This window comes from Neorhizobium petrolearium, assembly GCF_029854435.1.
GTDB classification, from domain to species: Bacteria; Pseudomonadota; Alphaproteobacteria; order Rhizobiales; family Rhizobiaceae; genus Neorhizobium; species Neorhizobium petrolearium.
The window spans coordinates 3,112,028-3,136,542 of record NZ_CP123000.1 but is presented as its reverse complement, the minus strand read 5'-3'; the positions used below and the strand labels follow the sequence as shown (position 1 = coordinate 3,136,542).

Annotated in this window: 20 protein-coding genes; 10 read left to right on the top strand and 10 right to left on the bottom strand. The window is 62.6% G+C overall.

Going from position 1 to position 24,515, the window contains the following annotated elements; translation table 11 throughout:
• Positions 1-12 precede the first annotated feature (12 nt).
• From QEO92_RS15560 to QEO92_RS15540, 5 genes are all read left to right on the top strand, one after another.
• Positions 13-903 (top strand): ABC transporter permease, encoded by an 891-nt coding sequence (locus QEO92_RS15560; RefSeq protein WP_227703639.1) that lies wholly within the window; start codon positions 13-15, stop codon positions 901-903.
• Between the two features lie 13 nt (positions 904-916).
• A complete protein-coding gene (locus tag QEO92_RS15555; RefSeq protein WP_227703638.1) occupies positions 917-1,804 on the top strand; it encodes an ABC transporter ATP-binding protein in 888 nt (295 codons plus the stop codon).
• Positions 1,801-2,628: an ABC transporter ATP-binding protein gene (locus QEO92_RS15550; protein ID WP_227703637.1), complete on the top strand. Its 828-nt coding sequence runs from the start codon at positions 1,801-1,803 to the stop codon at positions 2,626-2,628. The genes QEO92_RS15555 and QEO92_RS15550 overlap by 4 nt, the downstream gene beginning before the upstream one ends.
• Before the next feature lie 467 nt (positions 2,629-3,095).
• The gene (locus QEO92_RS15545) at positions 3,096-4,073 is read left to right on the top strand and encodes a Bug family tripartite tricarboxylate transporter substrate binding protein (RefSeq protein ID WP_227703636.1); all 978 of its coding nucleotides are present in this window, start codon (positions 3,096-3,098) and stop codon (positions 4,071-4,073) included.
• A 92-nt stretch (positions 4,074-4,165) separates the two neighbouring features.
• A complete protein-coding gene (locus QEO92_RS15540; protein ID WP_227703635.1) occupies positions 4,166-5,569 on the top strand; it encodes an MmgE/PrpD family protein in 1,404 nt (467 codons plus the stop codon).
• Positions 5,570-5,787: 218 nt separating this feature from the next.
• Here QEO92_RS15540 and QEO92_RS15535 read toward each other — a convergent pair whose 3' ends face one another.
• The 10 genes from QEO92_RS15535 to QEO92_RS15490 all read right to left on the bottom strand — a co-directional run bounded on the left by QEO92_RS15535 (position 5,788) and on the right by QEO92_RS15490 (position 17,947).
• Positions 5,788-7,287 carry a tripartite tricarboxylate transporter permease gene (locus tag QEO92_RS15535; protein WP_227703634.1) on the bottom strand — a complete coding sequence of 500 codons (1,500 nt, stop codon included), beginning with the start codon at positions 7,285-7,287 and terminating at the stop codon, positions 5,788-5,790.
• A 1-nt stretch (position 7,288) separates the two neighbouring features.
• On the bottom strand, positions 7,289-7,747 hold the full coding sequence (locus QEO92_RS15530) for a tripartite tricarboxylate transporter TctB family protein (protein WP_227703633.1): 459 nt from the start codon (positions 7,745-7,747) through the stop codon (positions 7,289-7,291).
• Between the two features lie 469 nt (positions 7,748-8,216).
• On the bottom strand, positions 8,217-9,479 hold the full coding sequence (locus QEO92_RS15525; protein ID WP_037149360.1) for a benzoate/H(+) symporter BenE family transporter: 1,263 nt from the start codon (positions 9,477-9,479) through the stop codon (positions 8,217-8,219).
• A 77-nt stretch (positions 9,480-9,556) separates the two neighbouring features.
• Complete coding sequence (locus QEO92_RS15520) at positions 9,557-10,363, bottom strand: enoyl-CoA hydratase/isomerase family protein (protein WP_227703632.1); 807 nt, start codon at positions 10,361-10,363, stop codon at positions 9,557-9,559.
• A gap of 37 nt (positions 10,364-10,400) precedes the next feature.
• Positions 10,401-11,918 carry an AMP-binding protein gene (locus QEO92_RS15515; RefSeq protein ID WP_227703631.1) on the bottom strand — a complete coding sequence of 506 codons (1,518 nt, stop codon included), beginning with the start codon at positions 11,916-11,918 and terminating at the stop codon, positions 10,401-10,403.
• Positions 11,911-12,423 carry a (2Fe-2S)-binding protein gene (locus QEO92_RS15510; RefSeq protein ID WP_227703630.1) on the bottom strand — a complete coding sequence of 171 codons (513 nt, stop codon included), beginning with the start codon at positions 12,421-12,423 and terminating at the stop codon, positions 11,911-11,913. The genes QEO92_RS15515 and QEO92_RS15510 overlap by 8 nt, the downstream gene beginning before the upstream one ends.
• On the bottom strand, positions 12,411-13,238 hold the full coding sequence (locus QEO92_RS15505) for an FAD binding domain-containing protein (RefSeq protein ID WP_227703629.1): 828 nt from the start codon (positions 13,236-13,238) through the stop codon (positions 12,411-12,413). Before QEO92_RS15505 ends, QEO92_RS15510 begins: the two co-directional genes overlap by 13 nt.
• Positions 13,235-16,204, bottom strand: coding sequence for a xanthine dehydrogenase family protein molybdopterin-binding subunit (locus QEO92_RS15500; protein WP_227703628.1), 2,970 nt, complete (start codon positions 16,202-16,204; stop codon positions 13,235-13,237). The genes QEO92_RS15505 and QEO92_RS15500 overlap by 4 nt, the downstream gene beginning before the upstream one ends.
• A gap of 104 nt (positions 16,205-16,308) precedes the next feature.
• Positions 16,309-17,163 (bottom strand): helix-turn-helix transcriptional regulator, encoded by an 855-nt coding sequence (locus tag QEO92_RS15495; RefSeq protein ID WP_227703627.1) that lies wholly within the window; start codon positions 17,161-17,163, stop codon positions 16,309-16,311.
• A gap of 118 nt (positions 17,164-17,281) precedes the next feature.
• Positions 17,282-17,947, bottom strand: coding sequence for a GntR family transcriptional regulator (locus QEO92_RS15490; RefSeq protein ID WP_280107448.1), 666 nt, complete (start codon positions 17,945-17,947; stop codon positions 17,282-17,284).
• 215 nt (positions 17,948-18,162) lie between these two features.
• Between QEO92_RS15490 and QEO92_RS15485 the strand changes: the two genes are divergently transcribed.
• From QEO92_RS15485 to QEO92_RS15465, 5 genes are read left to right on the top strand one after another with little or no spacing between them, the layout of a single operon-like run.
• Positions 18,163-19,476 carry a M20 family metallopeptidase gene (locus QEO92_RS15485; RefSeq protein ID WP_280107447.1) on the top strand — a complete coding sequence of 438 codons (1,314 nt, stop codon included), beginning with the start codon at positions 18,163-18,165 and terminating at the stop codon, positions 19,474-19,476.
• Positions 19,477-19,497: 21 nt separating this feature from the next.
• On the top strand, positions 19,498-21,048 hold the full coding sequence (locus QEO92_RS15480) for an ABC transporter substrate-binding protein (RefSeq protein ID WP_227703625.1): 1,551 nt from the start codon (positions 19,498-19,500) through the stop codon (positions 21,046-21,048).
• A 60-nt stretch (positions 21,049-21,108) separates the two neighbouring features.
• Positions 21,109-22,056 (top strand): ABC transporter permease, encoded by a 948-nt coding sequence (locus QEO92_RS15475; protein ID WP_227705180.1) that lies wholly within the window; start codon positions 21,109-21,111, stop codon positions 22,054-22,056.
• Entirely contained in the window at positions 22,049-22,873 is an 825-nt protein-coding gene (locus QEO92_RS15470) for an ABC transporter permease (RefSeq protein WP_037149381.1), read from the top strand. Before QEO92_RS15475 ends, QEO92_RS15470 begins: the two co-directional genes overlap by 8 nt.
• A 10-nt stretch (positions 22,874-22,883) precedes the next feature.
• Positions 22,884-24,515 (top strand): ATP-binding cassette domain-containing protein, encoded by a 1,632-nt coding sequence (locus QEO92_RS15465; protein WP_037149383.1) that lies wholly within the window; start codon positions 22,884-22,886, stop codon positions 24,513-24,515.

Here is a 24,515-nt window from a genome sequence, read left to right as displayed (position 1 = left end):
AGGACTGAGCAAATGACCCCCATTGCCATACCCGAGCGCAGCCAGTCCGCGCGTCTCGAAAACTGGAGCCGCGCCTTCTATCGGTTTCGCCAGAGTTGGCTGTCGATCATCGGCCTTGCGATCGTCATCGCACTGATCGTCATCGCCATCCTCGCACCGTGGATCGTGCCGCATCCCGAGCATGTCGTCGGCGGCACGAATACCGGTGCGAAATTCCAGCCGCCGTCGGCTACGGCTTGGTTCGGCACCAATGCGCTCGGCCAAGACATGTTTTCGTTGGTGCTGGTCGGTTCACAGGTCTCGCTGTTTTCCGGTCTTGCCGTTGTCTTCATCGCTATCGTCGTCGGCACGATCGTCGGCGCCATTGCCGGGTATTTCGGCGGCTGGATCGACGAAATCCTGATGCGCATCACCGATCTTCTGCTCACCATCCCAAGCCTGATCCTTGCCATGGCCGTGGCGGCAGCGCTCGGCACGGGCGTCTGGAACATGATCATCGCCATCTCGATCACGTGGTGGCCGGCCTATGCCCGTCTCGTGCGCGGCGAAGTGATCGTCAAGAAGGAAGAGCAGTTCGTCGTCGCGGCCCATGCGCTCGGCGCCGACTGGCCGCGCATCCTCGGCAGGCACATCTTGCCAAACATCGTCTCGCCGATCGTCATCAAGGCCTCGCTCGACATGGGCTTCGCGATACTGACCGTCGCCTCGCTCGGCTTCGTCGGCATCGGCGTGAAGCCGCCGACTCCGGAATGGGGCACGCTGCTTTCCGGTGCGCGCAGCTATATGCCGGATTACTGGTGGACGGCGGTGGCTCCTGGCGTTGCGATTTTCTTGGCAGTGCTTGCCTTCAACCTGCTGGGCGACGGGCTGCGTGACGTGCTCGACCCCAAGGCTCGACGATAGGGAAGGGATCACGATGACGCTTCTCGACATCAGGAACCTCAACCTCGCCATGAAGAGCTACGAGGGCGAGACGCAAATCCTCCACGGCATCGACCTGAAGATCGAGCGCGGCGAGATCTGGGGCATGGTCGGCGAGACGGGCAGCGGTAAATCACTGACGGGCTTATCCGTCTCACGGCTCGTTCCGTCGCCGCCGGGGCGCTATGTCGCCGGTTCGATTAAGTTCCAGGGCAAGGATGTGCTGAAGGCGACCGACAGGGAGATGAGGGGCTTGCGTGGCCGGCATATCGGCATGATCTTCCAAGATCCGACGACCAACCTTAACCCGGCCTTCCGGATCGGCACGCAGTTAGTGGACGTGGCGCTGCATGCCGGCCATGCGGACCCGTCCGTGCTCGGGCTCGATCCCGGTGCCTCGCGTGGCGATCTCAAGAGGGCGGCCCGACGTGTGGCAGTCGAGATGCTGGAAAAGGTCGGCATTGCGAAGGCCGCCGAGCGTATTCATGACTATCCGCACCAGTTCTCCGGGGGCATGCGCCAGCGCGCACTGATCGCCATGGCGATGATCGGCAAGCCCGACCTGCTGATCGCCGATGAACCGACGACCGCGCTCGACGTTTCGGTGCAGGCGCAAATCCTGCGGCTGATCCATGATCTTGTGGCTGAACGCAATATCGGAGTGCTGCTGATCACCCACAATCTCGGCGTCGTGGCACAGATCTGCAGCCACGTGGCCGTCATGTATCGCGGCCGCATTCTCGAAGCAGGAAAGGTGGACGATGTATTGAAGCGGCCGAGCCACAGCTATACCCAGGCGCTTTTGCACTCCGTGCCAACCGCCCATACCAAGCGCGGTGAATTGAAGGGCCTGAACGGGCTTATGCCGGAGACCGCCGCATGACCCTCGATATCCAGAACGTCACAAAAAACTTTCCCGGCCCGCGCCAGGGTTTCTTCGGTCGCGGCGAGGGTTTTACCGCGCTGGACAATGTCAGCCTGTCGATCAGGAAAGGTGCGAGCTTCGGTCTGGTCGGTGAATCCGGGTCCGGCAAGACGACGCTGACGCGTTGCATCCTGCGGCTCGAAACGCTGTCGGCGGGCAATGTCTTGTTCGACGGCGTGGACATCCACAAGCTGACGCCGCTCGAGATGCGGCGCCTGAGATCGCGCCTGCAGATCGTCTTCCAGGACCCTTACGCTTCGCTCGATCCGCGCATGACGATCCATGATATCGTCGCCGAGCCGCTGGTCATCCATGGCGACGTGGTGAACCTCAATGCCCGCCAACGCACCGAGCGGGTGCTGGAGCTGCTGCTGCAGGTCGGCCTTCGCCCGGAGCATCTTTTCCGTTATCCGCATGAATTTTCTGGCGGCCAGCGGCAGCGTATCGGCATCGCCCGGGCGCTTGCCGTCGGGCCTGAATTCCTGATCCTCGACGAACCCACCTCGGCGCTCGACGTCTCGGTCCAGGCGGACGTTCTCAATCTCCTGCACCGGTTGCAGGAAGAACTCGACCTCACCTATTTCTTCATCAGCCACGACCTCGGCGTCATCCGTTATATCTGCGACGACGTCGCCGTGATCTATCGCGGCAAGCTGGTGGAACAGGGACCGGTCGCGGAGATATTCGATCATCCGAAGAGCGACTATACGCGCATGCTTCTGGACGCGATGCCGGACCCCGATCCGGATCGTTCGCCGTTCCGCCGGAAGGCTGCCGTCTGAACGCACAGAAGAAGAGGAAAGCATGGCGCCCCCGAAGCGATGAGCGAGATGGCCGCCCGCATTGCCTCACCCAATAATGTTACTGAGGTTGAGAGCGTTGAGATGGCCCGTATCTCCGCCCGCCGCGGCGGATGGAGATACGGGCGGGCACTTCGTCCAGTCGCCATTGAGTATGATCTGCCCAGCTATTTCCATGCGCCAAATCTTGACGGCTATTTGCACCGTCCGAAGGCTGTTCTCCTTGAAGCGTGACGGATCGGCGCTCTTCAGACGCTGCAGGACCGAGGCTGCCGAGACGAAACTGGCATGACCGGCCTTTGCCCGACGACATAGGCGTTCGCTTTGGTCCGCCTGCCGCTCTTTATCGCGAATTTCGCAGCTCGGAACGCACCCGGCGAGATTTTGCATTTGTTCAGAGCGGCTGCCACTGTGCGTTCAAGATAACACCATGATGTGAGGAGGAATCGATGGTAGTTTGGACAACGGGGATGAAAAACGGCCTGGTGGCGGCAGCGATCGCGCTGGCAAGTGCGGTCGGAGTCTCTGCTGAAGAGCAATATCCCGTTTCGACGGTGCGCATGATTGTCCCCTACGCGCCGGGAGGTGGCGGCGACATCACCGGCCGCATGATCGCAGAGGAGATCAGCAAGCGCCTCAAAACGACGGTCGTCGTCGAGAACATCGGCGGGGCAAGCGGGACGATCGGCACGGAAAAAGCGGCCCGCGCCAAGCCGGACGGGGCAACGCTGCTGCTTGCCGGCAGTGCCATCTTTACCACCGCGCCCCATCTCACCCAGATCGGTTTCGATCCTCTCAAGGATTTTGTAGCGATCGCCAATATCAGTGAATCGGTCCGCATGCTCAGCGTGCCGCCGGAGCTCGGCGTCAAGACCTACGAGGAACTCGTGGCCTATGGGAAAGCCAATCCTGGCATACTGAACTATGCCTCCGTCGGCGTCGGCTCGACCGGCCATATCATTGGGGTCGATTTCCTGCGCAGCGCCGGGGTCGAGGCGCGGCATATTCCCTATAGCGGCGCATCGCAGGCCGTGCAGGCACTCTTGTCTGGTGACGTGCAGTTCGTCATCGACGCCATGGTGATTCCGCCCACGCGGGAGGGGAAGCTGGTGCCGATCGCCGTGCCCAGCGAGACCCGTCTGGCCGATTTCCCCGATGTCCCGACGTTCCGGGAGGTGGGGCTGAAGGATGTACGCACAGGCGGTTGGCAAGCGGTCATGGCGCCCGCCGGTACGCCTCAGGAACTGGTCACGATGATTGAAGGAGCTTTGAAGGATGCCGATGAGAGCCAGGAATTCCGCGCGGCCCTTACCCGCGCAGGCTTTTCCCCGCGGTTCCGCACCGGCGTGCAACTCCAGCAGGAACTCGAGGCCGAATATGCCTATTTCGGCTCACTGCTGAAGAGCATGGATATCAGCAAGAAATAGCCGCTGCCGGCAACCGGATTGCGAAGATGCCGCGATACGCGCCAGCGGGTTGGTGCGTACCGCTTTCGGTATCAGCTACAAGGATCTGCCCGATGCTCGACAAACGTCTCTCCGCTCCGACCTTAAGTGCAGTTGTTGCGGAATGGATGACAGGTTTTTCGCTCGCTAGCGTTCCCCAGGCGGTTTTGGAGAATACCCGGCTTAGGATTCTCGATGTGATTGGTGTGATGATCGCGTCATGCCGGCTTGACGTCGTTTCCGCCGCGCGGCGGGCCGTTGCCGAATCCGACGGTGCCGGGGGGCAGGCCTTTTCTCTCATGGATGCCGCGCCGACCACGCCTGCCAATGCGGCTTTCCTTAACGGCATCATGTCTGGCGTGCTCGAATTCGACGACACTCACATCCAGTCCAATATTCATCCAACCGGTGTCGTGCTGTCGGCCCTGCTGCCCGAATGTGAACGGCTCGGCCTTTCGGGAAAGGACCTTCTGGAGGCTGTGCTGGTCGGCAGCGAACTTCTCTGCCGTCTCGGTATGATCTCGCCGGTCAGGATGCACGAAGTCGGGTTCCATCCAAGTTCGGTCTACGGCGTTTTTGGTGCGGTGTGGGGGCTCGCGCGTGTCAGGCGCTTTTCGATCGAGCAGACTAAGCATGCGATCGGCACGGCTGCCAGCTTGTCGGCCGGGTCTATTGCCTCTTTTGAGGACGGGACATCGACCAAGACCCTGCACGTGGGCATGGCGGCATCAGCGGCTATTCGCGCGATTGCCTTGGCGGGGCAGGGCATTTCCGGTCCCCACCCGGTATTTGAGGGGAAATTCGGCTGGTTCAAGAGCCATGTCCAGTCCGGTACCGAGTTTCGTTTCGCGGCCCTGACCGACGAGCTCGGCGAGCGATGGGAGGTGCTGAACATTGCCTCGAAGGCCCATCCCTGCGCCTACACGATGATCCCGTTCATCGCTGCCACCATCGCACTTCGCGAGACCCATAGTGTGAGACCGCAGGATGTTGACGTCATTTATTGTGATATCATGCCCCGTTCCTTCGCCACCGTCTGCGAACCTGTCGAGGAGAAACGTCGGCCAAAGACGAGTTGGCATGGCCGCATCAGCCTGCAGCACACCGTCGCTGAGGCGCTGGTTCGAGGCCACATGGACAAGCATGCCTATGCGCCTGAGAGCCTCATCGATCCGGTGGTCAATACGATTGCCGACAAGGTCGTCCACCGCCCGGATCCGGTCGCCGCCGCCGATATCAGCAGATCGCGTGCCAGCGTCTCGATCCGTCTGAAGGATGGACGGGAACTCACCCATACGATCGACGACATGCCGGGAACCCGGCGCAATCCGATCCCCCGTGAAGGCTACCTGCAGAAGTTCCTGGCCAATATTGACGGTGTCATCTCGAAGGCCGTGGGGGAGGAACTGGCAACCGCCTTGCTAAGGCTCGAGGAGCTTGACGATGTTGGTGCAACGTTTCGAGGACTGCGGGTGTAGGCGCCGGTCGGCGTCTTGCTAGTCCGCCAGATCGATGTTGTGCCCCGTGCGCAAAATGGCCCCAGCGCGTGCTCATCCTCGCTTGCCGACGGCAGAAGGCGCAAACGACGATCGGATTTGTTCCTGTTTGCTGATCCTCACTTGATACAGACCCGAAAAAAGGGCCGGAGCATGGTTTGATGCTCCGGCCGAATTGTCCTGGGAGGACGATACGTGTTTCAGTCCGTTGCCTCCTGCGCACCCTTTCTGACGAGCGACGTGGTGGCGGCGAGCAAGATCGCGATGCCGAGCACGAGAAAGGTGAGGCTGATCGGGCGATGGATGAAGGTCATCGGATCGCCGCGCGACAGCGACATGGCGCGGCGGAAGTTTTCCTCGAACATCGGTCCGAGCACGAAGCCGAGGATGAACATGGCGAGGCTGCAGTCGGCCCGCTTCAGGAGATAGCCGACGGCGCCGAAAACGACGAGCGTCAGGATCTGAAGGGATGAAAAACCGATCGAATAAACCCCGACGCACGCAAAGGCGAGCACAAAGAGGTAGAGCCAGTGATAAGGAACCGCGAGAAGCTTTACCCATAGACCGATCAGCGGCAGGTTTAGGATGACGAGCATCAGGTTGCCGATCCACATGGAACCCACTAGGCCCCAGAAGAGGGCAGGATTGTTACTGATCATACTCGGCCCGGGGTTGATGCCCTGGATCATTAACGCGCCGAGGAATAGGGCCATCACGGGGCTCCCGGGAACGCCGAGCATCAAGGTCGGGATGAAGGCGGTCTGGGACGCGGCATTGTTGGCCGCTTCCGGTGCAGCTACGCCCTCGACGGCGCCGGCCCCGAAACGATCTGGTTGTTTGGAAATACTCTTCTCGACCATATAGGCGGAGAAAGAGCTCATCGCGAGACCGGCGCCGGGCAGAATCCCGAGGAAGGAGCCGAGCGTCGTGCCGCGCAGGACGGCCGGCCATGCGCGGCGAAACTCGTCACGGCTTGGCCAGAGCCGGCCGACTTTCGAGGTGGCGATCTCAGGCTTTCCCGCGCCGCCAATCGTCGTGATGATTTCCGAAACCGCAAAAAGCCCGACCGCCAGCACGGCAAAGTCGATCCCATCGCGCAGTTCCGAAAGGCCAAAGGTGAAACGGAAGACGCCGGAGGCGACGTCGGCGCCCGCCAGACCCAGCAGCACGCCAAGAACGCCCGATCCGATGCCCTTGATGAAGCCGCCCTTGGCGATGGAGGCGGTGGCGACGAGGGCACAGAAGACGAGAGCTGCATATTCGGCGGAGCCGAACCTTGCCGCGATCGAGGCCATAGCGGGCGCGGCAGCAGCGATCAGCACCGTGCCGACGGTGCCGGCAAAGAAGGAACCTAGAGCGGCAATGGCAAGCGCCGAGCCGGCGCGGCCTCGCCGTGCCATCTGGTGTCCGTCCAGGCAGGTCACGGCCGATGAGGCTTCGCCCGGCAGGTTGAGCAGGATCGATGTGGTGGATCCGCCATAAGCCGCGCCGTAGTAGATGCCAGCAAGCAGGATCAGCGATCCGGTCGGCGGCAGGCCGAAAGTCAAGGGCAGGAGCAGCGAGATGGTGATGATCGGCCCCACGCCCGGCAGGACGCCGATTGCGGTTCCGAGCGTCACCCCTAATAGGCAATAGAAGAGATTGTCGATGCTAGCGGCGACCTGCAGCCCCAAGACGATGGATGAAAAGAAGTCCGGCACGCTAGATGCTCCAGTCAAGCAGATGGAAGGGGATGCCCAGGCCGAAGTAGAAGATCGCGACGATGATCGCCCCGATGGCGAGGAGGAGGAGCGGGAGTTCCTTCAACCGCCCCCGCCTGTCGGCAAGCCAGCCGATGCAGACGAGCGCGAAGAGACCTGGAAGAAGACCTGCGCTGTCAACCAGCAGCCCGAATACAAAAAGAGCAGCCAGGATGGCCACGAAAGGCCGCAGTTCCTCGCGTGGCATAAGGGCGATGGACGGTCTCCCCTCGCTGGCCAAGTGCGCCTGCAGCAGAAGTGCAACGCCAAAGATCAACAGCGTGGCGCCAAGCAATATCGGCAATGCGCCCGGTCCCATTTCGGAAAGGTTGCCGAAGCCGTAATCTACACCGAGATAGGCGGCGACGCCGCCTGAAGCGATGAAGAGAACACCGACTGCATGATCTGCATGGAATTTCATATTCTCCCCCCTCATATCCGACTGCGCCTTGCGGCGTTTGGCCGATCGCCAACCCTTTTGCAATCCGCAGCGGTTGTGGATGGCCCTTAAAAACTCCGTCAGATCGTGCTCCTATCGCAAGCATCGCCTCTGCGGCAAAGGCGAAAGCCCGGCGTTCCGATGATCGGAATGGCTGGCCCTATGCGGCCGGCGAGTTCGTGCGACCTGGGCCAGGATTGATCTCCCGAGGTCAGTCGCATTTGTCGGACGTCGCTCCCCTGTAGGACGTCTCTCCCAGGGCAGAACTAACTTGCCTATTAGAGCGCGGCCGGGACCGGCAAATCGATCATGATGTGGCGCAGCGTTGGGGCGTCATTCCTCGACCGAAGCACCAACGCTATCCAGGCCTCAACCGTCTTCCCCAAGAACAAATGTCCTTGGGGAAGGGTATGCGTTCAAATTCGACGCCGGCTCGAAAACCGTCGCGGCGTCATGCAGCCTGCTTTTCGTTGAGGGTCCTGGCTTCGACAACCGCCGACACGATGACGCCTGCGAACAGGGCCCAGAAGGGGGCGCTGATGCCCAGGAGCGAGATGTTCGACATGGCGACGGCGAGCGCGACGAAAGCCCCGGTCTGGTTACCGAGCGACTTGCCGAAGGCATTCTGGAAGGCGGATAGCAGCACGCCGATCATGGCAAGACCGGCGACGGTGCCGATCAGCGCAGACGGCAGGCTGAGCACGATCGGAACGGCAGCGCCGGCGATGAGACCGAAGGCGGCGAAGAGTAGGCCGTTGACGACGGTCGCGGCATAGCGCCCCTCCTTGTTTTCTCCGGCCTGTTCGGATGAGCATATCGCCGTCATCGGGCCTGCGATGTTGGCATTGTGGCCGCCGAGGAGGCCGGCCGCGATGCCGCCGATGCCGGAAATGATGGTCATCGCGTTGACCGGCGGCCTGTAGCCTTCGGCCATGAGCACGCCGGTCGCCTGCGCGTTCTCCGCGCCGATCACAAGAAGGGCGAGCGGGACGGCGATCGCGAAGAAGGCGTCGACGGAGAAGACCGGCAGCGTGAATTCCGGCGCGGCGAAGGCGATGTTGGCCGTGCCGCCTCCGACCGCACCGGTCGCAAGCGCCGCGATCAGGCCTGTGACGAGGGCGGCCAGCACCGGCGGAATAGTCTTGGTCAGCCGCATCGAGACAAAGAAGGCGAGGATCGCGGCGCCGGCAATCAGCGGAGCATTGCCGAGTGCGGTGACGGTTCCGATCGCAAATCGGATCAGCGCACCGGCGATCATCGCCATGACGATCGGCATCGGCAGCCAGCGCATCACCTTACCGATGAGCCCTGTGACGCCGAGCAGCAGAACCAGCAGGCCCGCCAGGATGAAGGCGCCAACGGCTTCATTGAACGGAATGGTCGCAAGCGAACCGGCAACGAGTGCTGCACCCGGGATCGAATAGGCGCCATTGATCGGCTGCTTGTAGTAGAGCGCAAGCAGCAGGCTGATAATCCCGCCGAGAACGTAGATCGCAAAGAGCCAGGCGACAGTCTGCCCGTTGGTCAGGTGGCCGGCCTCGGCCGCGCCGATGACAATAAGGGCCGGGCCGGAGCAGCCGAAGATGGCGGCGACGAGCCCGGCGCTCATCGTCTTGATTCCGAGATGTTTTGGCAGGTCGCGCAGACCCGACGCAATGCCAGGCCCCCTTTCGACAAGGGGGCTTTCCTGGGTTGTCTGCGGTGTCGTATCCATGATTAATCCTCCCGAAGCGGTTCCGAGGCCGCTCCCTCCTCGTGGAAATGAAGCCGGGTTCCCCTCCGGCCGATGGGTCAGCGGCCGACGAAGGCCGGCGCGCGCTTCTCGTGGAAGGCGAGTACGCCTTCGCGGAAATCCTCCGATGTCCGAAGCCGGCTGTAGCAATGGCCCTCGAGTTCGATGGCCGTCGACAGCAGCGCGTCGTCCGTGTCGTTCAGGAGCTTTTTTGCCGTGCGCTGGGCGAGCGGCGAAAAGCCAATCAATTCCTCGACAAGCGCATCAACGGCCTTTTCCAGGTCGGCATCCGCGACGATCTCCGAGGCGATGCCCCAGTCGTAGGCCTCCTGACCGGTGATCCGCTTTGAGCGCATCACGATGTTCTTAGTGCGAGTGACGCCCACCATCTTTTGCAGGCGGGCCGAGCCGCCGGAGCCCGGAATCTGGCCGAGTTTCTGCTCGGGCAGCGCGTAGCGCGTGGTGTCGGTCGCGATGCGGAAATCGCAAGCAAGCGACAGTTCGAAGCCGACGCCGAAGCAATAGCCACGGTTGGCCGCGATGACGGGCTTGGAGCAGCGGGCCGGGGCTGCGATGTTCCAGGCAAGGTGCGAGACGTGTTCCGGGCTTGCCTCGAGGAAGCCCTTGATATTGCCGCCGGACGAGAAGTGCTCGCCCTTGCCGGCAACGATGACGATGCGCACGCGCTCATCCTCATCGAGGGCCTCGAAGACGAGGCGCAACTGGTCACGCGCCAACATCGAGACGACGTTATAGGGTGGACGGTCGAGCGTGATGTCGGCGCGCTGACGGGCCGCGTCGATCGTGACGGTGAAGCCGTCGAGTTCGGCAAGGCGCGGGTTCTGGAATGCGGCTGGTTCAGTCATGGGTTTTCCTTTCGTTGGTCTGGCGGCGTTTGGTCGCTCACTGGTGTTCGGGAGTGCGTTCCTCGATGTACTCGCCCGCCACCAGAAGGCGGCGCAGGAGCTTGCCGACCGGCGATTTCGGGATTGCCTCGACGAAGACGAAGCGGCGCGGGCGGCGGAAATTGGCAAGGCCGGAATCGCGGCAGTGGCGGTCAAGATCCTCGGCCGTGACGGCGCCGCGTCGCTTGACGAAGGCGACGACGATCTTGCCCCAGCGCTCGTCGGGCAGGCCGACGACGGCGACTTCGGCGACACCCTCATGCAGCGACAGGCAGCTTTCGACCTCGACCGGCGAAACGTTCTCGCCGCCCGTGATAATCATGTCGTCGGCCCGGCCGGTGACGAAGAGATCGCCGTCACGGTCGACGAAGCCGGTGTCGCCGGTGAAGTACCAGCCGTCATGAAGCGCCTTGGCGTCCGCGTCTGGACGGTTCCAATAGCCCTCGAATGCCTCGTCGCTCTTCATCAAGGCGATGATCTCGCCTTCCACGCCAACGGCCGCCCGCTCGCCCGGGTGGCGGCTGCCCAGTTTGACCACACGGATCATTTGGTTGATGCCAGCACGGCCGGCGGAACCGGGCTTCGTTGCCGCCTTCTGCTCGATCGTGAAGGTGTAGATTTCCGACGAGCCGTAGTGGTTAACGAAGAGGTCCGGCCGAAATGTCTGGTCCAGCCGCCTCAGCAGCCCGTCGGTCATCGACGCGCCCGCATAGCCAAGCTTGGTGACGGAGCCGATGCGCTCGGGTGAAAACGCCTCGTGATGCACGAGGTCGTGGTACAGCGTTGGCACCAGATAGAGATTGGTGATCTTTTCGCGCTCGATCAGGTCGAGCGCCTTTGGCACGTCAAAACGCGGCAGGCAGACGAAAGTGCCGCCGATCAGCGAGGATGCGAGTAGCGAGCGCACGCCCATCGTGTGATAAAGCGGCATGACACCGAGCGTCCGCTCGCCATGGCGGTAGAGGTTTTGCGCCACATGGGCGAGGGCGCCGGCGCGTTCGGCGCGGTGCCGGCGCGGCACGCCCTTCGGCTTCGAGGTCGTACCGGACGTATAGAGCATCAGCGACCAGTCTGCGGCGTCCGCCACAGGTACGATATCCGGGGCGGTGCCCTCCATGAGGCCGGATAGCGCATCGGCGGAGAACCGTGGCAGGTTCTGCGCAAGGCGCGACAGGCGCACGGCCTCTTCCGTCGAGGCTTCGTAGAACACCGCTTTCGCGCCGGCATCCGCGATGCCGAAGTCGATTTCGTCGGCCTTGGCCCGCCAGTTGAGCGGCGTGACGATCAGGCCGAGGAACTGGCAGGCCCAGTGCAGTGACGCGTTTTCCCAGCGATTCTGCATGGCAGTGAGCACGTGGTCGCCCCGTTTAAGGCCGGTCTCGTCGAGTGCGGCGGCAAGCGCCGAAATCCTGCTGTACCAGCCGCGATAGGTCAGTCGCATATCGCCGTCGACGATCGCGAGCGCATCCGGGTCGCGCTCGACGCTTGCGAGGAAACTGGTTCCAAGGTCAAGCATTCGGTGTCTCCTCCTTCCGTTGTTCCTCCGCGGCGTCAAGCGCCGCCTCGATGATGGTCGCGTAGCCCGTGCACCGGCAGAGATGACCGGCGAGGTGCTCGCGAATTTCCTTCCGGCCCGCGTCCGGGCGCTCGCGCAAAAGGGCGTCGAGCGACATCAGAATTCCGGGGGTGCAAAAGCCGCATTGGAGGCCGTGGTGGCGGCGAAAGGCCGCTTGGAGCGGGGAGAGCACCGCCGGGTCGGTCGCCAGCGCCTCCACGGTGCGGATGTTGCTGCCGCGGATCTGCTGGGCGAGTGTCAGGCAGGCCCGCGCCGGCTTTCCGTCGATCTGCACGGTGCAGGCGCCGCATACGCCATGCTCGCAGCCGACATGGGTGCCGGTGAGGCCGATCTCGTGGCGCAGCAGGTCCGAGAGCAGCATACGGTTTTCGACCTCGGCGCGGACCATTCGGCCATTGACCGTGAAGTGGACCAGGTGCCTCCGGGCAGCGTTCAGGTGCGGCATCGGCTTGCCTCCTTAAGCGTCTCGCGGCCGAGGCTGCGGACCAGTTCGCGTCGGTAGCGGGCGCTTGCATGAATGTCGTCGCGGGCATTCAGGGACCAGGCGATGTCGTTGATCGCATCGTCGAACTGGTCGTTGTCGAGCGCCGGGAGCCGGAAGACGCGCGGTCGGTCGTCGACCCCTGCAATGCCGAGCCGCAATCCCTCGTCGTCGGCGACGGCGGCGCACGCGACGATGGCGAAGTCGCCATGCCGGCGCCCGATCTCGCGGAAGGAAAAGCCCCAGCCGGGCCGGGCCTTTGGAAAGTGCACGGACTCGATCATCTCGTCCTCGGCGAGGTCGGTGGCCATCATGCCGATGAAGAAGTCGTCCGCCTTGACCTTGCGCCTCCGGCTGCGGCTACGCAGGCTGACGGTACCGCCGAGCGTCACCAGTGCGAGCGGTAATTCCGCACTGGGATCGGCATGCGCGACCGAGCCGCAGACCGTGCCGCGCGCCCGCGTCTGCACGTGGCCGAGCCAGGGGAATGCCGCGGCAAGGAGCGGCAGGTGCCGCGAAAGGTCTGGCCGGGCTTCCAGTTCCGCTTGGCGCACGCCCGCGCCGACAACGATCTCGTCGCCTGATGTCTCGATCTTGTGCAACGGATCTAGCTGCATGATGTCGACGAGCAGGCCGGGACGGGCGAGCCGCATGTTGAGCATCGGCACCAGCGACTGTCCGCCAGCGATCACGCGCGCCTCGCCGCCGCCTTCGGCCAGCGCGGCAAGGGCCTCCTCCAGCGTTTCCGGACAGAGGAAGTCGAAGGATGCGGGCTTCATCGGCGTCTCCTGAACAGAGTAAAGAGGCGCTTTTTCAGGCCGATGGCGCCGGGGGCGACACCGCCGGCGTGGCGGGCAAGCGCCTGGAAAAACTGGCCGATCACCACGCGCGCTGCGCCGTCGAGCAGGCGTCCGCCGACCGAGGCGACCTTGCCGCCGATCGCCGCTTCGTAGCGATAGTCGATGCGAGTGCCGGTCTCGGTTTCGATCAGTGTGACGCGGCCCGTACCGCGGCCGGAGCCGAGCGCGCCTTCCGTGCCGCCGGACAGCGTGACCGCTTCCGGTTCGACCAGGTCGGACAGGCGGATGTCGGCGCGGTACCGGCCTTTGACCGGGCCAATGCCGAGCGTGACCTCGGCGCGAAAATGTGTATCGGATACCTTTTTGACCTCGTGCGCGCCGGGAATGATCGCCATCAGCGTGTTCGGGTCGAGTAGCATCGCCCAGACGGCCTCGCGGTTGGCGGCGACCTCGGACGAGCCCGAGCCGGTCAGCATTCGCTCGCCAGAGGCATAGGTGGCGACAGGGAGCGCGTCCTGCTGCTTCGACGGCGGGCGCTCCTCGCCATAGAGCCATTCGCTGACCCGGCTCGGCGACAGCGGCAGCTGGATGTCTTCGATACCGAGCGCGTCGGCAACGGCGTTGGCGATGCAGACGGGCGTCGACATGCAATTGCCCTCGCCGACCCCCTTGGCGCCGAGCGGTGTGAAGGGCGAGGGTGTCTCGTGATGGAGGATCAGCGGCTCCGGCGTCTCCATCACGGTCGGGATCAGGTAGTCGGCGAGCGTGCCGGTCAGAAAGCTGCCATCGCTGCCATAGGCATATTCCTCGTAGAGTGCGGCGCCGACGGCCTGGGCGAAGCCGCCGCGGACCTGGCCTTCGACCATGCCGGGATGCAGGATGCGGCCGCAGTCGTGCATCGTCACATAGCGGTCGATGTGCACCTGGCCGGTCGTCCGGTCGATTTCCACGCCGCAGAAGTCGAAGATGAAACCGTGGCAGAGCGACGAGTTGATGCCGTCTGCTGCCGTCGGAGCCTGAAGCTCTTCCGGCGTCCAGAAGACGGTCTCGCGGATCGTTTGGGCGGTGCCTTCGGGCAGGGTGCCGGGCGCCCAGTGGCTTGCCGCCGCCACGCGGCCGAAAGAGACGGCATTGTCCGGATTGTCGCGATCGACGAGCTTTCCGGCCCGGAAGTCCACGCGGTCCGCCGTGACGTTGAGCTGCGCGGCGGCGATTGCGGCAAGGCGACCCCGGATACGGTCGGCCGCAAGTGCTGCGGCGCCCGCGACTGCGGGAGCGAAGCGGCTCGCATAGTTACCCGAGGCGATCGACCAGGCGTCGCGCGCCGTGTCGAGTTCGGTGTTGACGCGCACCGCCTCCAGGGAAAGCCCGAGCCGCTCGGCGACCACCTGCGCGAGAACGGTGCGGTGCCCTTGGCCCTGCGGTACCGAGGCGACCTTGACGGTGACGGAGCCAAGTGGGTCGATGGCGATCGTCGCGACAGCTTGCGCGCCGTTCTTCGGACCCGCCTTCGCCCGTTCCTCCGGCGTCAGGACCGTCGTGATATAGCCCATGTTTGAGACGCTCGGCTCGACCACCGCCGCATAGCCGATGCCGTAAAGCCGTCCTTCGGCGCGCGCCTCGTCCCTTCGTAGCCGCATTGCCTCAAGGCCGCCTTCCGCTAAGGCCCGATCGAGCGCGACACGGTAGTCGCCCGAATCGAGCAGCCCGCCGGTCGCTGTGCGATAGGGAAAGGCGTCGGCCGGAACGAGGTTGCGGCGAATGACGTCGAGCCGGTCGAGGCCGAGCTCGACGGCGATCTTGTGCACCAAGCGCTCGAGCGCGAAATAGACCTGCGGTCCGCCGAAGCCGCGGTTCAACCCAGTCGGTGTCTTGTTGGTGAGCACCACGCGGTTGCGGATCGCGACGTTTTCGATCGCGTAGGCGCCGGTCATATTGCCGTGCATGCGGTAGAGCGTTGCCGGCTCCGGTGCGCGCAGATGGGCGCCGCAATCTTCCAGTTGATCCCAGAAAAGCGCGGTGATGCGGCCGTCGGCGGCGACGGCGGCTTCCAGCGTCGTCACGCGATTGGTTGCCGAGACGGACGCCGTCAGATGTTCAAGCCGGTCCTCGATCCATTTCACCGGCCGTCCGGCGACGCGTGCGGCGACGGCGGCAAGGATGACATAAGGAAAGACACCCTGCTTGATGCCGAAGGAACCGCCGGAATCGGGCGGTGTGCGCAGCCGCATGCGGTTGCCGGGCACGTTCAGCGCACGGGAAATCACCGCATGGATCGAAAATGGACCCTGAAAGTTCGCCGTGACGTCATAGGCATCCTCGCCCGGATCGTATTCGGCGATGACGCCATAGGTCTCGATCGGCGTGCAGGAATTACGCGGATATGCGATGCGGATGGAAATGCGGTGTGCAGCCGTGGCAAGAGCCGCCTCCGGGTCGCCGTAACGAAAGATGCGCTCGTTGATGAGGTTGGTGCCGAGCGAGGGATGGAGGACCTGGGCGTCTGCTGCGAGTGCCTTTTTAGGATCGATGACGGCGGCCAGCTTCGCGTAGTCGACCTCGATCAGGTCGAGCGCATCTTCGGCGACATAACGGTTTTCGGCGACGACGAGGGCAACGGGTTCGCCGACATAGCGCACCCGGTCGCGGGCCATCGGCCAACATTCGACATTGGCCTTGACCCCGACCGTCATGCTGCGGGTGAGCCGCGCCACGTCGTCGCCGGTCAGCACGGCAAATACACCGGGCAGCGCGCAGGCCGCAGTCGTATCGATCGCCCTGATTTCGGCATGACCGTGCGGCGAGCGCAGGATTGCCAGATGCGCGGTGTCGCGTCGGACGGGCAGGTCGTCAATGTATCGGCCGCGGCCGGTCAAAAGTCCGGCATCTTCGACCCGTTCGATGGTTCGCCCGATCAGGGCTCCCGTCGTCTCCAATCTCGTCATTCGCTCCTCCCGCACCCATCCGTGAAGGGGTGCCGTGGCGCGAAGGGTGGAGGAGGGCGGGCGATCAGGCGATACCGAGGCGTATCAGACCTTACCGAGGAGTCTCAAAATCCTGGGGCCGAGAGCCGGGTGACGCTACGGAAGATGCTTGGTGAGGATCCGGCATGATCGTGAAAAAAGCGCGAAAAATGCGCCGGCACAGAAAAGCCGAGCCGGTCGCTGATCGTGGCGAAACTGTCCCTCCCGTCGGCGACGGCCGCGACGGCCTGTTCTAGTCGCTGCACATTGAGGAAGACGCGCGGGGTCACCCCTATCGACGTTTCGAACAGTCGGAAGAAATGCGCGCGCGAGAGACCGACGTCGATTGCCAATCGGTCGAGATCGGTGATGTCGCCCGGTGCCGCCTTCATGCGCTCGACGGCATTGCGGATGCGGAAGTCGAGCACGGAGCGTGATGCAAGGTCGCGGATCGAATTCGGCACCGCACGCCATTCGGCGAAACGCTCGATGAGGGCGGTCATCAGCTCGCCGAGAAGAGTCTCGTGGGCTTTGCTGCTGCTCGGCTCCTGTACCATGGCCTCCGCAAGCGTGCGGGTGCGCGAACGTATGTCCGGGGTGATTAAGCCTATATTGGAGGCGAAAAAATCGGGCGCATGGCTCGCCACCCAGTTCGGTCGGAAATGACCGAGCCATTGCGGTTCAATATAAAGCGCAAGGATCACCGTCTTCGGGCGAGTCTGGTCGTGCGCATAGGCATGCGGCTCCCAGGCATTGATGAGAACGGCGCTTTCGTCGGTGAGCGGCACGAGCCTGTCGCGCACAGAAAACTGCGTATTGGCGCCCTCGACCTTCAACAGGACGTGGCAATGCGGGTGCGCGTGCCACACCAGGGGGCGATCCATATCCAGCAGCGCCACTCTCCCGAAGCGGCCGCGTGCGATGCGCAGAGCATTCGACATTGCTCAATTATTGGACATTTCCTAGAAACTACAAGCCCGGCAGTATCCCTCAAGGCCGATGCTAGCCTGGTCTCTTCAGGATACCTCTTTGTACTGCTAGACATTGTCAATCGCGCGCCTAACGTATCTCGTTGACGTATCTGTGATTTTGCGTCGTTGCGCGGTGCGCTGAAATCAGGACGGGCACGGCCATCTGGTCATACGCCACTTCATCGATCGTCAGCACAGCTGCCGGGAGTTTAAGATCCAGCCATCGCGCATCGATGTCGGTTGCGAGATCGGCGCCGATCTGCTCGCGGATCGCGGAGATGCGAATCCCGTATTTATCGAGCAGGTGAAGATAGAAGAGCGGCGGGATGTCCTCCTTCCGCTTTGGAAAGTCGGGAACCCGTTCAACAGGCAGCGTCAGTGTTTCGTGCATGATGGGCCGATCGTCGACGCTTCGATAGCGGTGAAAACGAACAATCGACGCATCTTTTGCGATCTGCAGCTTGTCTGCGTCACTGGCGGATGCCGTTTCGAAATCAAGCGACGTCACCGTTGTTACCGACTTGCTGAGTGATCCGTCGAGACCATGAAGACGGAAATACTGGAAGAACAGTCTCAGGCTGTGCTGGGGTTTGCGGCCGGTGACGATCGTCCCGGTCTTGCGGCGTCGGCTGAGCAGACCGTCGTTCGTGAGGTCCATCAAGGCGCGGCGGATGGTGCCGACGGCGACGCCGTAGGTTTGTGACAGGGCCACTTCACTGGGCAGGACGGAGCCGGGCTCCAGCGTGCCGATCATGATCGCTTCAGTGATTTGTCGCTTTACCACTTCGTAAAGCGGCAACGACAACTCGGTGAGCCTCGGTGCGTCTGATGAAATGTTGGGCGATTGTGGCAATCATTTGCCTCTTCTTTGGAGTTGACACGCGGTCTTTGTCTACGCAGTATTACTATATAGTTTATATTAATGCGCAAGCTGAGAGGCTTGTGCCGGAGGCCCTCCCGGGGGGTGCTATGATCGATCAGCAACCTGCTTCGCCGCAAGGCTCCCTGATGTCTGCCATGGCAGCGATTGACCGTGATGTCGAGATCGCCTTGCAGGCTTTGGCGCGAATGGTCGCGATCGACACATCTTTCCCTCCGGGGCTCGGCTACGATGCCTTCGCCGACCTGATGATGGAACTGCTGACGTCGTTGGAGTTCGAGTTCGAGCGCATTATCGTGCCGCGTGAGCTGTGGCATGTTCCGGGGGCGCCGGCTGCGGGGGAGCGCACCAATCTGATCGCGCGCCGTCAAACCGGGCAACCGGTCTGCGGCCTTTACTACCATGTCGACACGGTCCCCGTCGCACCTGGCTGGACACGTGATCCTCTTTCGCTGACGATCGAAGGCGACAATCTCTATGGGCTTGGCGCGGCGGACATGAAGGGTACGATCGCGGCGACGCTTCTGGCGCTGCATGCGGCCCAACGCTGCGGGGTGGCGTTGGCCTATGATCCGGTTCTGCTTTTGTGCACCGACGAGGAGGGGGGACTTTATCCCGGCATTCGTTATCTGGCCGAACAGCGGCTTCTTGAAGGTCACATCCTCAACTTCAACGGCACGGCCGCGCCGCGTATATGGGCGGGTTGCTTCGGCATCTTCAATCTTCAGGTGACGATCACCGGTCATGCCGTTCATGCCGGCGAGGGTAACCGAACTGGCACCGGCGTCAACGCCATCGAGGGTGCCTTGCCGATTCTAAACGCGCTCGCAGCCTTGAAGCCGGGCGTCGCCGCGCGAGCCTCCAAGCTCGCCCCGCCGCCGCATGCCACGGGACTGTTGCGCCCGCAGCTGACGATTTCCGCCATCCACGGCGGTACTGCGGGCGGTCAGGTGCCGGCCGAGCTCAAGATCCTCGTCAGCCGCCGTTATGCGCCAGAAGAAGCCTTTGAGGAGGCGCGAGCGGAGATCGAGGCGGTTGTCCGCGGTTGTATTGACGGTACCGAGCTCGGGCTCGCCATCGATCTGGTCGGACATCTTATTCCCACCGACGATCCCGAAGGCCCGCACTGGCCGCGATGGCAAAAGGCGCTGTCGCTCGGCTTCGGCTATCAGCCGGAGGATTTCCGTAAGTGGGGCGCTGCGAGCTGTTCCGATTTTGGCTACGTCCAGAAGGCTGGGTTTGGTCCGGAGGTGCTTCTCGGTGGATTGGGCCGACCGGAAAGCTGCATCCACAGCCCGGAAGAACATACGACCCGCCAGGATATTATCGCGCTCGCCAAGAGCATTCTCGCCTATCTCTCGGCAGATTTTGCCGCAGACGCCATTCCTGAAAATCGCACCTAGAACATCAAAGGGAACTCGAAAATGCTGGAAATGAAACGTCGCTTCTTCCTTGCTGGCACTGCCGCCGTCCTCGCCGCACCGCCGCTGAGTATCGCTCAGGCCGCAACCCCGGCCAAGGGCGGCACGCTGCGCATCTCCGTCGACCAGGCGGCAAGCGTCATTCATCCGCTGCTGACCCGCGTCAACCCGGAATATCTGGTGACTGAGCTGCTCTACAGCAACTTGACACGCCTGAAGGTCGATATGTCGATCGAGCCGGATCTCGCCGAAAGCTGGGCCGCGAATGATGGTCTGACCGAGTGGACTTTCAAGCTGCGCAAGGGCGTCGTCTTCCACGACGGTTCCGCGTTCACCGCCAGAGACGTCGTCGCCACCTTCAAGGCGATCCTCGATCCTGCGACCGCTTCCCCGGGGCGCAACAATGTCGGCCCGATCTCCGATGTCGTTGCCGTTGACGATACGACGGTTCTGTTCAAGCTGTCAGGCCCGTATGCCGACCTCCCCGTCGCCATGGCCTACACCAACGCTCGCATCATCCCGGCCGCGATCGCGACCGGCGACCTGAAGAGCCTTTCTACCAAGGCGGTCGGCACCGGCCCGTTCAAGCTCGTTTCCTATGAGCCCGATCGCCTGATCGTCGTTGAGCGCAACCCCGACTACTATGATCCGGCGCGTCCTTATCTCGACCGCATCGAGGTGCAGGTCTTCCCCGACATCTCTGCAGAAGGTTCGGCCCTGATTGCCGGCGATGTCGACATCATCTCGACCATTCAGCCAACCGAGTTTCTGCGCATCGACGGAACGGACGGCATCGATACGTTGCGCACGCCATCGGGCCAGTTTTGCAACATCAACTTCGGTTGTGACATGGCACCGTTCAACGATGCCCGCGTCCGCAAGGCGATCGCGCTTACCGTGGACCGCGAGGCGATGGTCGGTTTCGTCACCGAGGGCTTCGGCACGCCCGGTAACGACACGCCCCTGAACGCGTCCTACCAATTCTTCAAGGGCGTCAAGCAGCGCGAGAAGAACATTGCCGAAGCGAAGAAGCTGCTAGCCGAGGCTGGACATGCAAACGGCCTCGAATTGACCTTGATCGCTTCCGACCGGCCTGCGGTTCGCACGCAGCTTGCTGTTGCCTTGCGCGAGATGGCCAAGGAAGCTGGCATCACCATCAATGTCCAGACCATGCCGCACGCGACTTACCTCGAACAGGTCTGGAAGAAGGGCAGCTTCTACGTGGGTTTCTACAATATGCAGCCGACCCCGGACGGCATCTTCAAGTTGCTTTATACCTCCGATGCGTCCTGGAACGAGACGCGTTGGAACAACAAGGCTTTTGACGCGCTGGTCGCCGAAGCCCGCGGGACGGTCGATCCAGCCAAGCGTACCGAGCTCTATACCAAGGCGCAGGAAATCATGAACGAGGACGTTCCCTCGATCATCCCATCCTTTTTCGACGTGTTGGCAGCCAAGCGTAGTTGGGTGCAAGGGTTCGAGGCGCACCCGCGTGCGTCGGTATTCCGCCTTGATTATGTTTCGCTTGCCGACAATGCGCCGAAGCGCGGCTGATTTGTCAATGTCACCGGACGCCCCGCCGGGTGTCCGGCCCCCTTGCCAAGGAACACGCTCCTGTCTGCGAACTACATAGCCAAGCGATTGGTGATGATCGTCTACACGCTATTCGTCGTGTCGCTCATCGTCTTCGCCATCACTCAGATCCTACCAGCCGATGCAGCCGTCATGATGTTGGGCGAGAACGCCACCAAGGAGGCACTCGATGCGCTGCGTCAGACCATGGGGCTCGATGCTCCCGTCTGGCGGCAATACGCAACTTGGCTCTGGCACGTGCTGCAGGGCAACCTTGGTACTTCGCTTCGCACAGGCCAGCCAGTTGGCCCGGCGATGTTCGAAGCGCTCGGGCGCTCGCTGCTTCTGGCAGTGTTCTCCATCGGTCTGATGCTGATCCTTGCCGTTCCGCTTGGGATCATTGCTGCCATTCGCCGGGGCAAGGTTGCCGACATCGTGGTCAGCCTCGTCTCCTACGCCGGTGTCGCGTTGCCGGAATTCGTTACCGCGACGATTGCCGTGCTCATCTTCGCCGACTGGATGAAGTGGCTGCCACCGACTGGTTATGTGCCGCTGACGGAAAACTTTGTGGACGGCATCGTCCATCTCGTGCTGCCGGTCTGCGTCATCTCGATCATTCTCATCGCCCACGTCTCGCGCATGGTCCGCTCCGAGCTGGTCGATGTGCTGCATACGGATTATATTCGCGCTGCCCGGTTGAAGGGCATTTCATCGGGCCAGGTTCTTCGTCGTCATGCGCTGCGCAATGCGCTCCTGCCAACCATCACTATTGTGGCCCTCGATGTCGGGTACCTACTCGGTGGCGTGATTGTCGTGGAGGAGATCTTCGCAATACCGGGGATCGGCCGCCAGCTGATCGTCGCCATCCAGGCGCGCGACTTGCCGGCCATCCAGGCAGGCGTGCTGATCATGGCCGCCACCTATTCAATCGTCAATTTCATTGCCGACATCCTCTACGCTTGGCTCGACAAGAGGATCCAGTATGACTGAGTTCATGAAACGTCTCCTGAGGACGCCGCAGGGTGCCATCGGCATCTTGCTCGTGGTACTCGTCATGCTGATCGTCGTCTTCGGTCCGATGGTCGCACCGCACGACCCGGAAGCTCTCTCCCCGCTCTCCCGCTACAAGGGGCCGAGCCTTTCTTATTGGCTCGGAACCGACCAGTATGGCCGCGACATATTCAGCCGTCTGCTGATCGGCGCCCGCGCCACCGTCGTCATGGCCGTGCTCGCCACCATCGCGGGCACTTTGATCGGCGCCCTGATCGGCACCGCGTCCGCCTTCCTTGGCGGCCGCGCCGACGAGCTGATCATGCGCACCATCGATGCTGTCATGTCGATCCCGAGCCTGCTCTTCGCTTTGCTGGTGGTGAACCTTCTCGGCTCCAGCACGATCAATGCGTTGATTGCCGTCGCCATCGCCTTTGCACCGGGCATGGCACGCATCACCCGCAGCGTCGCGCTCTCCGTCCGCAAGCAGGACTACGTCAATGCGGCCATCGCCCGCGGCGAAAGCTCCGCCTATATCATCCGCCGCGAAATGCTGCCGAACGTCATTGCTCCGATCATCGTCGAGATGACCATCCGCGTCTCGTTTGCCGTGATGCTGTTCGCGACCTTGAGCTTCCTCGGTCTTGGTGCCCAGCCGCCGGCCGCCGAATGGGGGCTGATGGTCTCTGAAGCGCGCCGCTACATGCACTTGAGTGCCGGCATCCTGATCTGGCCGAGTGTGGCGATCGCCATCGTCGCTGTCGGCTTCAACCTTCTGGGCGACGGGCTTCGCGATGCCCTCAATCCGCGAACCTGAGGTAGACATTATGACCGATACAGAAGATTGCCCGGTTCTTGCGATCGAAAACTACTCGCTGGATTACGAGACCGCGAACGGTCCGTACCACGCGCTGAAGACCATCGATCTTGCCATCAAGCGCGGCGAAATTCTCGGGCTCGTCGGTGAATCCGGGTCCGGCAAGACCTCGCTTGCGTGGTCAATCATGCGCTACCTGCCGACGAATGCGCGCGAACCCGGTGGCAAGATCCTGCTCTGCGGCGACAACCTGCTGGAAAAATCCGAACGTGAGATGGAAACGTTTCGCGGCCGGCGTATCAGTATGGTGTTTCAGGATCCGAGCACGTCGCTCAACCCGACGCTGTCGCTTGGTACCCAACTGTCGGAAGTGCTCGTGCGCCATCGCAGGCTGACACGTCAGCAGGCGTGGAAGGAGGGCGAGGCCTTGCTGGCGCATGTGGGCCTGAAGACGCCGGCACAGATGATGCATCGCATGCCTCACGAAGCGTCAGGCGGCGAAAAGCAGCGCGTGGTTATCGCCTCGGCCTTTGCCTGCAACCCACAATGCATCATTTTCGACGAGCCGACCACGGCGCTCGACGTCATCACCTCGCGCCAAATCCTCGACCTTTTTGTAGGACTGCAGGCCGAGACCGGCGTCGCGTCACTTTATATCTCACACGATCTCGCGCTGGTCGCGCGCACCGCCAGCCGTGTGGCGGTCATCAGGCGCGGGGATATCGTTGAGCAGGGCAGCGTCCGCGAGATCTTCACCCGTCCGAAGCAGGCCTACACCCGCGAATTGATCGCCGCCGTCCCCGATCCCGCCCATCGGTTGGTGAAGGATGATGTCGTTGCGACTGACGAACCACTGGTGAGGGTCGAAAACGTCAGCGTCTATTTCGGCCGCAAGCCGTTCTTCGCGGCCTTGACCGGCCGGAAGATGGACCTTGTCACCGGCAACAACGCCATCAACCTCGTCGTCAATGCGAGCGAAATCCTCGGTATCGTCGGTGAATCCGGTTCAGGCAAGTCGACGCTGGCCAAGGCAATGACCGGGCTTAATCGCTTCGAAGGTAGGATTTGGTTCGACGGGCGCGAGATCCGCAGCTCGTCCGACATGGACAATGCTTACCGCAAGGACGTGCAGATCATCTTCCAGCACCCGGATGCATCGCTCAATCCGCGCCAGAAGATCTCGGAAATTCTGTCACGTCCGCTGAAACTGTTCGGGGATACCACCGATCTCGACAAGCAGATCGGCGACATGCTGGAACAGGTACGCCTGCCGCGCACCCACGCGAACCGCTATCCGCACCAGCTTTCGGGCGGCGAGAAACAGCGTGTGGCGATAGCCCGCGCATTTGCTTCCAGACCGAAACTCGTCATCTGCGACGAGATCACCTCGGCGCTCGACGTCTCGGTGCAGGCCTCGGTCGTGGAGCTTCTCTTGGAATTGCAGAAGGCGAGCGGTACGGCCTATCTCTTCATCACCCACGACCTCAACCTGATCCGCCAGATCGCCCACCGGATCGCCGTCATGTATCGCGGCGACCTGATCGAGGTGGTGAAGGCCGATGAGATCGATAGCCCTGACCGGGCGGACTATACCCGCCGCCTGATCGAGGCGGTGCCGCGCGCCGCCGCCCAATATCAATGA

Excerpts from the sequence above, each read along its gene's own strand:
- QEO92_RS15560 (WP_227703639.1), top strand. The coding sequence starts at position 13 with ATGACCCCCATTGCCATACCCGAGCGCAGCCAGTCCGCGCGTCTCGAA.
- QEO92_RS15555 (WP_227703638.1), top strand. The coding sequence starts at position 917 with ATGACGCTTCTCGACATCAGGAACCTCAACCTCGCCATGAAGAGCTAC.
- QEO92_RS15550 (WP_227703637.1), top strand. The coding sequence starts at position 1,801 with ATGACCCTCGATATCCAGAACGTCACAAAAAACTTTCCCGGCCCGCGC.
- QEO92_RS15545 (WP_227703636.1), top strand. The coding sequence starts at position 3,096 with ATGGTAGTTTGGACAACGGGGATGAAAAACGGCCTGGTGGCGGCAGCG.
- QEO92_RS15540 (WP_227703635.1), top strand. The coding sequence starts at position 4,166 with ATGCTCGACAAACGTCTCTCCGCTCCGACCTTAAGTGCAGTTGTTGCG.
- QEO92_RS15530 (WP_227703633.1), bottom strand. The coding sequence starts at position 7,747 with ATGAAATTCCATGCAGATCATGCAGTCGGTGTTCTCTTCATCGCTTCA.
- QEO92_RS15525 (WP_037149360.1), bottom strand. The coding sequence starts at position 9,479 with ATGGATACGACACCGCAGACAACCCAGGAAAGCCCCCTTGTCGAAAGG.
- QEO92_RS15520 (WP_227703632.1), bottom strand. The coding sequence starts at position 10,363 with ATGACTGAACCAGCCGCATTCCAGAACCCGCGCCTTGCCGAACTCGAC.
- QEO92_RS15515 (WP_227703631.1), bottom strand. The coding sequence starts at position 11,918 with ATGCTTGACCTTGGAACCAGTTTCCTCGCAAGCGTCGAGCGCGACCCG.
- QEO92_RS15510 (WP_227703630.1), bottom strand. The coding sequence starts at position 12,423 with ATGCCGCACCTGAACGCTGCCCGGAGGCACCTGGTCCACTTCACGGTC.
- QEO92_RS15505 (WP_227703629.1), bottom strand. The coding sequence starts at position 13,238 with ATGAAGCCCGCATCCTTCGACTTCCTCTGTCCGGAAACGCTGGAGGAG.
- QEO92_RS15500 (WP_227703628.1), bottom strand. The coding sequence starts at position 16,204 with ATGACGAGATTGGAGACGACGGGAGCCCTGATCGGGCGAACCATCGAA.
- QEO92_RS15495 (WP_227703627.1), bottom strand. The coding sequence starts at position 17,163 with ATGTCGAATGCTCTGCGCATCGCACGCGGCCGCTTCGGGAGAGTGGCG.
- QEO92_RS15490 (WP_280107448.1), bottom strand. The coding sequence starts at position 17,947 with ATGATCGGCACGCTGGAGCCCGGCTCCGTCCTGCCCAGTGAAGTGGCC.
- QEO92_RS15485 (WP_280107447.1), top strand. The coding sequence starts at position 18,163 with ATGATCGATCAGCAACCTGCTTCGCCGCAAGGCTCCCTGATGTCTGCC.
- QEO92_RS15480 (WP_227703625.1), top strand. The coding sequence starts at position 19,498 with ATGCTGGAAATGAAACGTCGCTTCTTCCTTGCTGGCACTGCCGCCGTC.
- QEO92_RS15470 (WP_037149381.1), top strand. The coding sequence starts at position 22,049 with ATGACTGAGTTCATGAAACGTCTCCTGAGGACGCCGCAGGGTGCCATC.
- QEO92_RS15465 (WP_037149383.1), top strand. The coding sequence starts at position 22,884 with ATGACCGATACAGAAGATTGCCCGGTTCTTGCGATCGAAAACTACTCG.